The 13849-nt window shown below is 63.6% G+C and carries 14 protein-coding genes; 8 read left to right on the top strand and 6 right to left on the bottom strand.

What is annotated here, in order from left to right; all coding sequences use genetic code 11:
- Positions 1-131: 131 nt before the first annotated feature.
- A complete protein-coding gene (locus ACE10X_RS00570; protein ID WP_375763919.1) occupies positions 132-590 on the bottom strand; it encodes a hypothetical protein in 459 nt (152 codons plus the stop codon).
- Between the two features lie 265 nt (positions 591-855).
- Positions 856-2247, bottom strand: a complete 1392-nt coding sequence (locus tag ACE10X_RS00565) for a hypothetical protein (RefSeq protein ID WP_244435981.1) — start codon at positions 2245-2247, stop codon at positions 856-858.
- Positions 2248-2550: 303 nt separating this feature from the next.
- On the opposite strand from ACE10X_RS00565, the gene ACE10X_RS00560 reads away from it, so the two are divergent.
- The 6 genes from ACE10X_RS00560 (at position 2551) to ACE10X_RS00535 (ending at position 8776) form a co-directional block, all read left to right on the top strand.
- On the top strand, positions 2551-3270 hold the full coding sequence (locus ACE10X_RS00560) for a prolipoprotein diacylglyceryl transferase family protein (RefSeq protein ID WP_038387709.1): 720 nt from the start codon (positions 2551-2553) through the stop codon (positions 3268-3270).
- A complete protein-coding gene (locus tag ACE10X_RS00555; RefSeq protein ID WP_038387708.1) occupies positions 3251-4696 on the top strand; it encodes a radical SAM protein in 1446 nt (481 codons plus the stop codon). The genes ACE10X_RS00560 and ACE10X_RS00555 overlap by 20 nt, the downstream gene beginning before the upstream one ends.
- Positions 4693-4965: a hypothetical protein gene (locus ACE10X_RS00550; RefSeq protein WP_224741276.1), complete on the top strand. Its 273-nt coding sequence runs from the start codon at positions 4693-4695 to the stop codon at positions 4963-4965. Before ACE10X_RS00555 ends, ACE10X_RS00550 begins: the two co-directional genes overlap by 4 nt.
- Positions 4966-4971: 6 nt before the next feature.
- Positions 4972-5214, top strand: a complete 243-nt coding sequence (locus ACE10X_RS00545; protein ID WP_157788131.1) for a hypothetical protein — start codon at positions 4972-4974, stop codon at positions 5212-5214.
- Between the two features lie 282 nt (positions 5215-5496).
- Positions 5497-7323: a translational GTPase TypA gene (gene typA, locus ACE10X_RS00540; RefSeq protein WP_016847242.1), complete on the top strand. Its 1827-nt coding sequence runs from the start codon at positions 5497-5499 to the stop codon at positions 7321-7323.
- Positions 7324-7525: 202 nt separating this feature from the next.
- Entirely contained in the window at positions 7526-8776 is a 1251-nt protein-coding gene (locus tag ACE10X_RS00535) for an NAD(P)/FAD-dependent oxidoreductase (RefSeq protein WP_038387707.1), read from the top strand.
- A gap of 21 nt (positions 8777-8797) precedes the next feature.
- Here the strand turns inward: ACE10X_RS00535 and ACE10X_RS00530 are convergent, their stop codons facing one another.
- The 4 genes from ACE10X_RS00530 to ACE10X_RS00515 all read right to left on the bottom strand — a co-directional run bounded on the left by ACE10X_RS00530 (position 8798) and on the right by ACE10X_RS00515 (position 12115).
- Complete coding sequence (locus ACE10X_RS00530; RefSeq protein WP_038387706.1) at positions 8798-9703, bottom strand: HNH endonuclease; 906 nt, start codon at positions 9701-9703, stop codon at positions 8798-8800.
- A gap of 85 nt (positions 9704-9788) precedes the next feature.
- Positions 9789-10196, bottom strand: coding sequence for a thiol-disulfide oxidoreductase DCC family protein (locus tag ACE10X_RS00525; RefSeq protein ID WP_038387715.1), 408 nt, complete (start codon positions 10194-10196; stop codon positions 9789-9791).
- Between the two features lie 59 nt (positions 10197-10255).
- The gene (locus tag ACE10X_RS00520; RefSeq protein ID WP_304557405.1) at positions 10256-11584 is read right to left on the bottom strand and encodes an SDR family oxidoreductase; all 1329 of its coding nucleotides are present in this window, start codon (positions 11582-11584) and stop codon (positions 10256-10258) included.
- A 63-nt stretch (positions 11585-11647) separates the two neighbouring features.
- Positions 11648-12115, bottom strand: coding sequence for a DUF2269 family protein (locus ACE10X_RS00515; RefSeq protein WP_375763918.1), 468 nt, complete (start codon positions 12113-12115; stop codon positions 11648-11650).
- A 374-nt stretch (positions 12116-12489) separates the two neighbouring features.
- Here ACE10X_RS00515 and ACE10X_RS00510 point away from each other — a divergent pair, with 374 nt between their 5' ends.
- Both ACE10X_RS00510 and ppa read left to right on the top strand, forming a co-directional pair.
- Positions 12490-12999, top strand: a complete 510-nt coding sequence (locus ACE10X_RS00510; RefSeq protein WP_028343770.1) for a GNAT family N-acetyltransferase — start codon at positions 12490-12492, stop codon at positions 12997-12999.
- A 165-nt stretch (positions 13000-13164) separates the two neighbouring features.
- Positions 13165-13695, top strand: coding sequence for an inorganic diphosphatase (ppa, locus tag ACE10X_RS00505; protein ID WP_028337382.1), 531 nt, complete (start codon positions 13165-13167; stop codon positions 13693-13695).
- The last annotated feature ends 154 nt before the right edge of the window (positions 13696-13849 follow it).

Below are 13849 nucleotides of genomic sequence, written 5' to 3'. Positions count from 1 at the left end.
AGTCCGGCGCACTTGCCCGACGGCCAACGCGATCTGCCAAGAAGGGCATCGGCAGGGCATCGGCGGGGCATGGCTTGAACTGCGGGACCGGCAGCAACCGCCGGTCCCGCCACGGTCGGACGAGCCGATGGTCAGAATGTATCGAGGTGGAAGCTCACTTCTCCACCCAGCGCGGCGTTGCCGTCTCCGCCATTGCCGCCGATGCCGGCCAGGACCTCCTGGTGCTGGTCCACCGCGAGCTTGTTGATCTGAGTGGCATCCGTATTGGCATATACCTTGGAGGTATCGTGGCCACTGTAGGATTTTTGGCTTCCGTTCGACTCGGCGCTTCCGCCATGGGCCTTCGCAAACAGCGAGGCCGTCGCGTTTGCGCCGCCGGCGTCCCAATCTGCCGTCTGAGTGACGTGGTCGCCGGTGTTCACATGCACATCGGCGCCTTCTGCCTTGTTGGTTGGATCGAAGTTGAGGGTCGGCTTGCTGATGATGGCTCCCTTGAAGGTACCGTCGCCGCCATTTCCGACACTTTGACCACCGGTGTTGATCGATTTGAATTCGATCGAATCCGAGATGCTGATCGCCTTGGGCAACATTTGAGCCTCCGTCCTTGTGTTGGCTGTCGTGCATCATCCATCCCGATCAGGCGGACGCGCACGGGCGAGTCTGATCCGGCGATGCGCGCTGCCGATAGATGTCAAATCGGACACCATCCGGGTTGGTCGACCTACGTACGAAAGTATGACGTTCGTCGCGCGACATCGGGGCTCGAAGCATCGGGGAGGCGGCTCTGCGCGAGGTTTGCATGCGCAGGGAGTCCGCTACCTTGCGGCCGGCCTGCGCGAGCGGTGCGATGTTTCGCTATGCCAACAGGTGAAGATCCGACAGAAGATGGGCGGAAAGATCGCCACCCAGCGCGAGATTGCCGTAGCCGCCGTCCCCACCAAGTCCGGCAATCTGGACCGCACTCTGGTCGATGTGCACGTGGTTGACCTGATCGGCCACGGCCGTCGAATGGGGCCCCGCGATTGCGATATTGATGGGTGCATAGATCGCGACGCTGACATCGATCAGGCTGCCGGCAAAATAGCCGTTGCCGCCGTTGCCTGCGCCGTTCGAGCCGGTTGCAATCGTGTCGGAGCCGCCCCACAGGCCGTGGGAGAGAAGGCTTGCATGGCCGCCCGTCGCGGCGTTGCCATTGCCACCGTGCCCGCCCATGGCGGCGATCTGAACTACGGATTGATCCACGTCGGCGTCATTCGTCTGGACTGAATGAACGTTGGAGCCATAGCCCGCGACTGCGATGTTGATCGGGTCGTACACTACGATCGAGGAATGCACGAGACTCCCGTAGAACGCGCCGTCGCCGCCGTTGCCGGCCTGACTCCCACCCGTTTGAGCGTCCCAGACGCTCCCTCCGTTGCTTGATCCCCAACTGGGGTCGAGCGTGATGATGCTGCCGCCGAAGGCCCCATTGCCATTTCCGCCACTTCCGCCGATGCCCGCGATCTGCGTAGCCGATTGATCGATGTCGACTGTGTTCGATTGACTTGCATAGGCCGTGCCGCCTGAGCTCGCCACCGCAATATTGATCGGATGATAGATCACCACGGGAGCGTCCACCAACGCACCCGAGAAATGGCCGCTGCCGCCATTTCCGGCGCCGTTGTCGCCGCTCCCGATCGCGCCGGAGCCCAAGGAAGCACTCAAGGAAGCACTGATGCTGCCTCCCGATGCAAGGTTGTCATTCCCACCATGTCCGCCGACGCCGGCCATCTGAAAGGCGGATTGATCGACATTCAAATCGTTGGACTGATTGGCCACGGCGACCGAGCCGTATCCCAAACTCACCGAAATGTTGATCGGTTCATAGATCAACAGGGATGCGTGAATGATACCTCCGTAAAAGTAACCGTCTCCGCCGTTCCCGGCGGTGTTCGCCCCGCTCTCGATCGAAGCGATGCCCGTCGCGGAATGGGATGCGCCGTCAGCAGGCTTCGTTGCCGAAGCATCCAGGCTCGCCGCAGTGTGGTTGCCGACGTGGCCGCCGGTGTCGCCCCCCGACGCGGTGGGATGGTCGGATTGGTCTGGGCCAGAGTCATAAAGCGGGGAATTCGCGGTCGCGGGATGCGCATCGAGCCCTGCAAACGGGCCGCTCGGTGCCGGACCCGGCTCGTCGTCACCATCGTGCCCATCGTGGCGATGAGAGGCGTGATGCAGCCGGATCCCATCCGACATCCGCGAAAAATCCATCGTAGCCTTCCTCATCGCAATCGCTCCGCGCAATCGGGACGGGTTCTGCACTCCGGACAGAATGTCATCCTGGGAAGGTCGAAAGCCCAGCCGTCAGTTCGGATATAGCGCTTCGGATGGACGTCGTAACATCGGCTATATCCGTTCTGGCGCGGTTACAGCCTTTGTCGTTTTGCGCGGGCCGGCGTCGCCGGCGTGGTCCATCAGCCCGCCGCTCCCATGAGGACGGTTGATAACCTCGCCCCGCCATTGCAACCGGGAAGCCGCTATCGCGGACCGCGAAAATCACGCTACACTCGCCTCATGAGTGGGGCTGAACTCCACGCCGTTTTCGACGTTGCAGCATGGGGCGCGGCCGCGCTCGCCATGTGGTGGCTGTCGCGCCGGCGCGGGCTGCAATTCCCCCGGCAATCCTTCGAGCTGCCCTACATCGCCGCGTTGCTGTTCGGCGCCGGCATCGGCGCCTACATCTTCGGCACGCTGAACCTGTGGTTCTCGGGCATGGCGGGTGTCGCCCGCTCGGTCGAGGGCGCGCTGGCGGGCGGCATCGCCGCGATCGAGCTTTACAAATGGCACCACGGGATTTCGCTGCGCACCGGCGCGCGGTTCGCGCTGCCGCTTGCGATCGGCGTCTCGGTCGGCCGTCTCGGCTGCTATTTCGCGGGGCTCGAGGATTTCACCTATGGCACGCCGACCACGCTGCCCTGGGGCCATGATTTCGGCGATGGCGTCTTGCGCCATCCGGTGCAGCTCTACGAGAGTCTGGCGATGGCGGCATTCGCGGCCTTCTATGTCTGGGCCGTATTGAACCGAAATGCCGCCGTCATCACCAACGGATTCTACCTCGTGCTGCTCTACTACGGGCTGCAGCGCTTCCTGTGGGAGTTCATCAAGCCCTATGGCGCGCTGATCGGACCATTCTCGCTGTTTCACCTGCTGTCGCTGCTTGTCATGATTTACGCCGCCGTCATGCTGGCGACGGCGCCGAATGTGAGCTTGAAGCATGAACGCGCCGCTGCGTAAGGCACGCCCTTACATCTTCTGGGGCCAGACCCAGTCTCTCTGCGAAACCTGCCTGGCCCTGGTGCCGACCAAGATCCAGATATCAGGCAACGAGGTCTGGTACGAGAAGCGCTGCAAGCAGCATGGCGTGCAGTCGACGCTGGTCTCGACGGATGCGGCCTATTGGCGGCTGTGCAAGGATTTCATCAAGCCCGGCGACCGGCCGCTCGCGTTCCAGCGCCACACCGAATTCGGCTGCCCCTATGATTGCGGACTGTGCCCCGACCACGAGCAGCACTCCTGCCTGGCGCTGATCGAGATCACCGAGCATTGCAATTTGACTTGCCCGGTGTGCTTTGCGGATTCCTCGCCGGCCCGCACCGGCTTCACGCCGCTGGCGAAAATCGAGAAGATGCTGGACGCGCTGGTCGCGAGCGAGGGCGAGCCCGATCTGGTGCAGATCTCCGGCGGCGAGCCGACGCTGCATCCGGATTTCTTCGCCATTCTGGATGCGGTGCGCGCGCGCCCGATCCGCCATGTCATGATCAACACCAACGGCCTCAGAATCGCGCGCGAGCCCGACTTCGTGGCGAAGCTCGCCGAGAACAAGCGCGGGCTGGAGGTCTATCTGCAGTTCGATTCGCTGCAGCGCGAGGCCCTGGTCAATCTGCGCGGCGCGGATTTGCGAAAAATCCGCCAACAGGCACTGGAGAATCTCGAGCGCCACGGCGTCTCGACCACGCTGGTCGCGACCATCAAGCGCGGCGTCAACGACGGCGAGATCGGCGACATCGTCCGCCACGCGCTGACCTGGACGTGCGTCCGCGGCGTCACGCTGCAGCCGGTGCAGGATGCCGGCCGAAACGAGCATTTCAACAAGGACACCGACCGCATCATGCTGTCGGAGATCCGCCGGCGCGTGATCGAGACCGGGGTGTTCGGCGCCGACGACATGATCCCGCTGCCCTGCAATCCCGAGAGCATCTCGATCGGCTACGGCCTGCGCAACGGCGACAAGGTGCTGCCGCTGACCTCGCTGATCCCGCAGGAGCAGCTCATCGCGGTGATGCCCAACACCATCAGCCCGGAGAAATATCCGGTGTTGCGGGAGAAGTTTGTCGACCTGTTCTCGCTGTCGTCGGGACCGCTGAACACCTCGGAGCGGGTCTGCGAATTGCTGTGCTGCCTGCCGAGCTTCGAGGTACCGGAGGGATTGACCTACGAGAACGTGTTCCGCGTCACCATCGTGCAGTTTCTCGACCGCTTCAATTTCTGCGTCGGCAACGTCAAGCGAAGCTGCATCCACTTCGTCACCGAGAGCGGCGCGATCATCCCGTTCGACACCTACAATCTGTTCTACCGCGACGGAAAGATCGACGGCATCCGCGCCGCGATGGCCGGCCAGACTTACCGCGAGACGCGGCAAAGCGAGGAGGTGCCGCGATGAGCGACGAGAGCCGGCCCATCATGCCCGACGGATCGCCTCCGCCCTCGCTGCCTCCACGGCTCCCTCCGCAGCGCGGCGGCTGCGCCACCGCATTCATGGCGCTGTTTGGCGTGGCGCTGCTGCTGCCGGGGCTCTGCGCGGTCCTGTTCGGGGTCGGCGCCTTCACCTCGGCGAGCCCCGATCCCGGGCTCCTCTTTCTGGCTTTGCTCGGGCTCGCGGTCGGCTTTGCCGGCGTGATGCTAATCCGCGCCGCGATCAAGGGGAGCTAGGTCACCATGAGCAATTCCGACACGCCCCCGCCGGCAGAGCCGCCGTGGCGGGAACCGCGACTGCCACCTGGCTGCACGATCTTCATGCTGATCGTGGGGGTACTTCTGCTGATCCCAGGCGTCCTCTGCGTGGTCCTCAACGCCACGCTGGGCGGGTCCGGCAGCGACCCGATCACCGGGCTCGCCGTGTTGGTGGCACTTGGCGGGCTTGGACTGATTGTGTTCTCGCGTACGCAGAGAAGAGGCTGAATCGCCCCCGAAAAGCCACTCAAAACCGGCTTCCGGAGCGAAAATCAGGCACTTAAACCACCAATAAACCGTTGTTTTTTGGCGTTTTCTGACTATATTGCGCCGCAACGCGCAAGGTGCCCGGTCCTAAGACCGGGCTTCCTTTTTGGGGTGATGCGTCCCCGTCAAATTTCTTGGGTATGAGCGTGATCCGGGCCCCGATTGGGCCACGTGAGCGAGCGGCCGGCCAAACTGGTCCGGCGAGATCGCGCATCTGACCATTGCACGACCAGAAGAAGAGCCATGAACCTTCGCAACGTCGCCATTATCGCCCACGTCGACCACGGCAAGACCACCCTCGTCGACCGCCTGCTGCAGCAATCCGGCACCTTCCGCGAGAACCAGAAGGTCACCGAGCGCGCCATGGACTCCAACGACCTGGAGCGCGAGCGCGGCATCACCATCCTGGCCAAGGCCGCCTCGGTGCAGTGGAAGGACATCCGCGTCAACATCGTCGACACCCCCGGCCACGCCGACTTCGGCGGTGAGGTCGAGCGTATCCTCAACATGGTGGACGGCGCACTAGTGCTGGTCGACGCCGCCGAGGGCCCGCTGCCGCAGACCAAATTCGTGGTGTCGAAGGCGCTCAAGATCGGGCTGAAGCCGATCGTCGTGATCAACAAGGTTGACCGTCCCGACGCACGCCCGACCGAAGTCATCAACGAGGTGTTCGACCTGTTCGCCGCGCTCGACGCCAGCGAAGAACAGCTCGACTTCCCGATTCTGTACGGGTCGGCCAAGCAGGGCTGGATGGCGGAGAGCCCGGAGGGTCCGAAGGATCTCGGCATGCAGCCGCTGTTCGACCTGATCGTGCGCCACGTCGAGCCGCCGAAGGTCGAGGAAGGTCCGTTCCGCATGATCGGCACCATTCTCGAGGCCAATCCCTATCTCGGCCGCATCATCACCGGCCGCATTTCGTCCGGCTCGATCAAGCCGAACCAGCAGGTCAAGGTGCTGTCCGCCGACGGCAAGCTGATCGAGAGCGGCCGCCTGACCAAGATCCTCGCCTTCCGCGGCCTCGAGCGCACCCCGCTCGAGGAGGCCGAGGCCGGCGACATCGTCGCGATCGCGGGCCTCACCAAGGGCACCGTCGCCGATACCTTCTGCGATCCCACGGTCGAGACGCCGCTGCCGGCGCAGCCGATCGATCCGCCGACGGTGTCGATGTCGTTCATCGTCAACAACTCGCCGCTCGCCGGCACCGAAGGCGACAAGGTGACCTCGCGCATGATCCGCGACCGCCTGATGCGCGAGGCCGAGGGCAATGTCGCGCTGCGCGTCGTCGAGGCCGCCGACAAGGATTCGATGGAGGTCTCCGGCCGCGGCGAATTGCAGCTCGCGATCCTGATCGAGACCATGCGCCGCGAGGGCTTTGAGCTCTCGGTGTCGCGCCCGCGCGTCGTGCTGCAGAAGGACGAGGCCACCGGCGCCTGGCAGGAGCCGATCGAGGAAGTCGTGATCGACGTCGACGAGGAGCATTCCGGCGTCGTCGTGCAGAAGATGAGCGAGCGCAAGGCCGAGATGATCGAGATGCGCCCCTCCGGCGGCAACCGCCTGCGGCTGGTGTTCTACGCGCCGACCCGCGGCCTGATCGGCTACCAGGGCGAACTGCTCACCGACACCCGCGGCACCGCGATCATGAACCGCATCTTCCACGGCTATGCCGCCTACAAGGGCGAGATCCAGGGTCGCCGCAACGGCGTGCTGATCTCCAACGACCAGGGCGAGGCGGTGGCCTATGCGATGTTCAAGCTGGAGGACCGCGGCCCGATGATGATCGAGCCGGGCTGGAAGGTCTACAAGGGCATGATCGTCGGCGAGCACACCCGCGACAACGACCTCGAGATCAACGTGCTGAAGGGCAAGCAGCTCACCAACATCCGCACCACCTCGAAGGACGAGGCGGTGCGCCTGACGCCGCCGATCCGGATGACGCTGGAAAAGGCGCTCGCCTATATCGAGGACGACGAGCTCGTCGAGGTGACGCCGAAGTCGATCCGGCTGCGCAAGAAGCACCTCGACCCGAACGACCGCAAGCGCGCCGAAAAGGCCAAGGAAGCGGTGGCTTAAGCTGTAGCTTAAGCGGTGGCTTAAGCGGCGGCGTAGTAGCCTGTCGTGCCCCGGCTTGACCGGGGCACCCGGTACGCCGCGGCTCATCGGCTCTATCACTGCTGTCTCTGGAATGCTGGATCACCCGCATGCGCATGCGCGGGTGATGACGTTATGCGCGGGGTGACTTTAGGCGTCTTTCCAGACGTGCTAGAGCCGGAACATGACCTCCCTTCCCTCCACGATCGATGTTGCCATCATCGGCGCCGGCGCCGCAGGCCTCGGTGCCGCGAATGCGCTGAAGGACTCCGGCCTCTCCACGATCGTGCTGGAAGCCCGCGACCGCCTCGGCGGCCGCGCGCATACGATTCAGGCCGCGCCTGACGTGGTGTTCGACGTCGGCTGCGGCTGGCTGCATTCGGCCGACCAGAACAGCTTTGTCGGTATCGCCCGGCAACTCAACTTCGAGCTCAACAAGGACCTGCCGCCGTGGCGCGAGCGCGCCTACGGCGAGGCGTTCCCGCAGGCCGCTCGCGACGACTTCACGCACGCGCTCGACCAATTCTACGACCGCATCGAGCAGGCGGCGCAGCAGGGCAAGGACCGCCCGGCCAGCCTGTACCTCGAGCCCGGCAACCGCTGGAACCCGATGATCGATGCGATCTCCACTTATGTGAACGGCTGCGAGCTCGACCAGGTCTCGATCCTCGATGTCGATGCCTATGAGGACACCGACATCAATTGGCGGGTGCGGCGCGGCTATGGTGCACTGGTCGCGGCCTATGGCGCACAGGTGCCGGTCGCGCTGAACTGCGAGGTCAGGCTGATCGATCATTCCGGCAAGCGCATCCGCATCGAGACCTCGCGCGGCGTGCTTGAGGCGGACAAGGTGATCGTCACCGTGCCGACCGACCTGATCGCCGATCAGGCGATCCGCTTTTCGCCTGCGCTGCCGGACAAGCTCGACGCCGCGCGCGGCCTGCCGCTCGGCCTCGCCGACAAGGTGACGCTGGCGCTCGCCGAGCCCGAGGCGCTGCCGAAGGAGGGCAATCTGCGCGGCGCCACCATGCGCACCGAGATGGGCACCTATCACATCCGCCCGTTCGGCCAGCCCTGCATCGAAGGTTTCTTCGGCGGCCGTTTTGCGCGACAGCTTGAAGATGCTGGCGACGGCGCCATCGCCGCGCACAGCATCGACGAGATCGTCTCCTTCCTCGGCAGCGATTTCCGCCGTAAGCTGAAGCCGCTCAGCGAATCCCGCTGGGCCCACGACCCGTTCGCCCGCGGCTCCTACTCGCACGCATTGCCCGGCCACGCCGACAAGCGCGCCGTGCTGGCCGCGCCGGTCGACGGCCGGCTATTCTTCGCCGGCGAAGCGACGTCGCCGGAATTTTTCTCGACCGCGCACGGCGCGCGGGACAGCGGCGAGCGGGCGGCGAAGGAAGTGGTGGCGGCGACCAACCGACCAGAATAGTTGCCCGGCAGTGAGGCCGTCTCACTTTTTGAAAACGACGTCTCTGTGGAATTTCAGATAGTGCGGGTTTGGATAGAGGGTCTGATCTTTCGGAAGATTGATCAATCCGCTTTGATTGAGAAGCCTAACGGCATCTTCGGGAACGTGATTCTTGGAAACTAGTATCTTGTAATCGTCGTCAATCGAGATGAGCCCTCGATCAAACATCCAGTGCACTGTTCCGGACAACGCCAGCCCGTTTCGAACTGAGTCGGGTCCGTTTGACGCCACTGGCTGAATGTGTGCGGCCTGCACTTCGGGGCGGCCCCCGCCGTTGATCAACCGCAAACCTGTAATGGCACATCTGTTGGAATAGGCCGCTCGTACACTGTGCATAAATGATTTTTCTCGAAACGGCCGGGAAACAACCATTTCGACAACTGGTCGTTCGAACGGTGTTGGCGGTTCGGAATATCCAGGTGGCGACGGCGCCTCCAGCGAAGGCACCTCGCCAAGGATCGGCGCAAACCCAGCTCGCAAGATCCGGTCGAATTCATTATCGGGGATGAGCCGTACAGCTCGACCAAACGCACCCTTATTGGTGCTGCCGTCATCCTTCTCGAGTGCACTCTCGTAGTATTCACCCTGCTCCTGAAACGGGACGACCGTGTCGAAATCCAGATACGTCGCGCTATCGATAATTGCAAAGTAATGGTCTGGTAATTCGACGTCCTCAATCACTGAGCTAACGCGAGCGACACCGAAATAAGATTGACGACCTCCCCTACTTGAAAGGTCAGGGCTCGATCTTCGTGGTTCATAGTAGACGATATAGTCGCCGACGGTCTGCTGGACATAATTTAGGTATGTGCGCGGAAAGTGATACCTCTCTTCGGGCAGGTCCTTGTAGCTCGGTGTAACCTTTGAAGTAAAAACTGCCTTGGCCATAGACGAAACCTTCGCGCACAACTATCTCAGCGCCATTCAATCTAAAGTGGCTCTTATTATTTGGATAGTCTCCGACCTCCAGCCTCTACTCCAGCACCCTCGCCCGCATATCCGCATCCGGCACGAAGCACGTCTCGTACTTGCCGAAAATGCGGTAGCGGTTGCGGGCGATGAGGCTGTAGACGGCGTCGCGCAGCGGCTTGGGCACCGCGAACAGTGTGCGGGTCCAGCCCCAGCCGGGGAGATGGCTCAGCACCGTCAGCGCCGCATCGGATTTCATGTAGGCGACGCCGCCATGGACGACGGCGTTGGTGTCGGGGTCGTCAGGATCGATGCCGAATGCCCTTGCCAGCCGCGTGCCGTAGCCGGACTGGATCGGCGTGAAGCGGAAGCGGCGTGCCGTGTCGCGGGCGATGACGAAGCGGACCCAGCGCGAGCAGAAGATGCAGACGCCGTCATAGAGGATCACGTCGTCGTCGGGCCAAGTGCTCATCTCGATTTCTTTCGACGCGTTTTCTTCACGCGAACCGGTTGCCACTTCGCTCGAAAACGCTACCGGTTATCCAGCATCAGCAGCGCGACCAGCATCAGCACGATCGCAGGTCCGGTCTTCACCAGCGCGCCGAGCGGCTCGATCCAGAGATCCGGCGTCAGGATCGCCGATCCCGCCATATAGCCGAGCGAGGCGATGATGCCTGCGATCAGACCGAACGCCGCGGTGCGGCGGATCGCGATCAGCACCCCGATGCTCATGTCCATCAGGCTGGTCAACACCGTCACCGGCCCGACCAAAGCGGGCGGGAAATGGTGCGCGCGCAAGATGCCCGCCGCGGCGTCATAGGAAATCACCAGCGCGATGAAGCCGGATCCGACCCAGAACAGCACGAGGCTTACGAAGATCAGCGCCTTGATCAGGAACAGCCGCGCGAACCATTTGTCCTGAATGGTCGCGGGGCGCCCGCCGACCGCTTGCGCGATTGTCTTCGGCACGATGCCGGTCGCTTGCATCCAGCCTGCGGGATCGCCGGTGACGCCGCGGCGCAGCTCGGCGATCGCGGTGGAGCGCAGCGGCGGCATCCAGCCGAGCCGGCTTGCGAGATCGCCGAGGCGGGCGCCGAGATCGATCAGCAACGACGGTGTCGCGATGCGGAGATGCTTTGCCGTGCCGAACGACCGGCGGAACTGGGCGATGACGCCGCCGAGCGAAATCGGCTGCTTCTGCATCAGGTCCCATGTCACCGATCGCACCGCCTCATCGGCGACATCGCGCGCCGCAAGCCAGGCGATGGTGGCGGCGATATCCTCGACTGCGACCGGCTGGAACGGCGTCGCGGCCTCCTCGGCCGGCAGATCGACCGGCAGCGCCGCCAGCGCGCGCAGCATGGCGCTGCCGCCATAGGCCGAAGCCGCGATGACGAAGCCCGGACGCAGGATCGCATGGGGAATCCCGGACGCCGCGATCAGCCGTTCGGCCTCGCGCTTGGTGATGCTGAAGGCGGTGCGGTCCGCATCGGCCGTGCCGGGAATCGAGATATGGACGAGACGGATCGCGCGGTGGCTGTCACCGATCGCCTGCAACAGCCGCGCGACGAGGTCGCGATGCACCGCGCTTGTGTCGCTGCCCGGGCCATCCTGCAGCACGCCGAGGCAGTTCACGACGACGTCTACCTCGTGCGTGCGGAGCAGCTGCGTCAGCGCCGCGGCATCCATCGACATCACCGGCAGCTCGATGTCGCCCGCGCTCATTTTCTGCGCCGGCGTGAAGTGCCGCGCGATGCCGATCACGTGAAGGCCGCGCGCCCTCAGATCGTCGGTGATGGTGCGCCCGATCAGGCCCGACGCGCCGAGCACGAGAATGTTATGTGATGCGTCGTCACTCATGGAAGTCTTGTTTGAGCATGATCCTGTTCGGAAAACCGCTGCACACTTTTCCGGGATCATGCGCTAAAATGGTTTTGCGATCATCAGCCAGAGGATGATCATCACGGAGCCGAAGCCGGGAATACCGAACAGGACCCAGCGGCGAAACAGCGCAAAATAACGCGGCGGCAGCGGAAGACCTTTTTCGACCGCCGTCTGCGCGAGGTTGCGCATCTCGATCTGCATGAAGACCACGGGAACCCAGAACACGCCGGCGAGCGCGTAGAGCGCAAGCGAAACCACGAGCCAGCGCTCGGTGATGCTCGTTGCCGACAGCAGCATCAGCAGTCCGCCGCTCACCGGCTGCAGCAGCACGACGGTCAGCGTGAAGATCATGTCCGCGATCACGACGGTCGCCGCCGTGCGCGCGATGAACGCCGCATCCTGCGTGCGATGCGCCGCCAGCATGAAGAAAGCAATGCCGGTCCCGGTGCCCAGGATCACGATGGCGCCGAGCACGTGCAGATATTTGATCAGGAAGTAGAGCGTCATCGCAGTCCGCTCGTAATCGGGCCAACTTCGCCGCGCACAAATACCGCCGCTGCCATAGGCCGGTCGGGCGCGAAAATCCACTGCGGCGGCGCAGGCGTGGCGCGCTCGGAGTACCCACATCGCGTCTGGATTCGCTCGCAGAATCCTGGCCGCGAATCAGCCCCCGAACGAGCTTTTTCCAACTATGGCAGTGTCATACTGCGCTCGCGATACACACTTTGCACAGCTCCGGATCGGCGGTTGGCCGCTTGAACTCCGGCAAGTGTCCTCTTTCGGAACAAGTTCTCACGACACTGATGCAAAAAATCCACAGATTAACCGATAATTAACGATGGACCTTGAAGGCGGCCCGCCGACTTGCTTTGATTACACCCATGAGCACAACGCTGATCGAGGTCCGGCCGGCCAAAGCTGCAGACGCGGCGGCGGTGGCGTCTACCCATGACGAAGCCTGGCGCTCGGCGTATCAGGGAATCATCCCCGGCGCCGAACTCGAAAAGCTGATCAATCGCCGCGGCCCGCAGTGGTGGGACAGCGCCATCCGCAAGGGCAGCCGCGTCAGCGTGCTGGTGTTCGGCGACCGGGTCGCAGGCTACGCCAATTACGGCCGCAACCGCGCCCGCAGCCTGCATTTCGAAGGCGAGATCTACGAGCTCTATCTGCGGCCGGAATTCCAGGGGCTTGGCTTCGGCCGGCGCCTGTTCGCCTCCGCCCGCCGCGACCTGATGCAGAGCGGCCTCAAGAGCATGGTGATCTGGGCGCTGTCCGACAACGAGCCGGCGACCGAGTTCTACCGTGCGCTGGGCGGCCGGATGGTGGCGCGCTCCTCGGAACGATTCGGGCCCAAGTCGCTCGACAAGGTCGCTTTCGCCTGGGCGAACTGAAAATCCTGCTTCTCTCGCAGCTGCAGCAAGGCTAAACCAGCCTCAAGCGCTGCGCGCGTCGGCCAGCCCGGCCTCAAGGCCGGGCCTGGCGCCGTTTTGCGGCCCGGCGGCGCCAACCAAAAAATCACATCGTTCTCAACTTCCAGAGGCCACGCGGAGCAATCCATGCGTATCGACGCCATATCGATCGGAAAAAATCCGCCCCACGACGTCAACGTCATCATCGAGGTTGCCGTCGGCGGCGAGCCAATCAAGTACGAAATGGACAAGGAGGCCGGCACGCTCGTGGTGGACCGCTTCCTCTACACGCCGATGCGCTATCCCGGCAATTACGGCTTCATCCCGCACACGCTGTCCGGCGACGGCGATCCCTGCGACGTGCTGATCGTCAACACGCGTGCGATCGTGCCGGGCGCGGTGATGAGCGTCCGCGTGGTCGGCGTGCTGTTGATGGAGGACGAGGCCGGCGGCGACGAGAAGATCATCGCGGTGCCGTCATCGAAGCTGACCCAGCGCTACGACAAGGTGCAGAACTACAGCGACCTGCCCGACATCACGCTGCAGCAGATCCAGCACTTCTTCGAGCACTACAAGGACCTCGAGAAAGGCAAGTGGGTGAAGGTGCTGCGCTGGGGCGACGCCGACGAAGCCCGCAGGCTGATCCTCGAAGGCATCGAGCGCGCGAAGAAGAAGTGACTAACCTCGCCCCGCTTGCGGGGAGAGGTCGGATCGCATGTAGCGGAGCGGAATGCGATCCGGGTGAGGGGGTACAGGTCTCTCGACAATCCCACCTCGGAGAGGGGCCCCTCACCCCAACCCTCTCCCCGCAAGAGCGGGGCGAGGGAGCATT

This window comes from Bradyrhizobium sp. Pha-3 (assembly GCF_042258325.1).
Classification (GTDB): domain Bacteria; phylum Pseudomonadota; class Alphaproteobacteria; order Rhizobiales; family Xanthobacteraceae; genus Bradyrhizobium; species Bradyrhizobium elkanii.
Note: the sequence above shows the minus strand (reverse complement) of the source record. Positions and strands in the feature narration are given on the sequence as shown.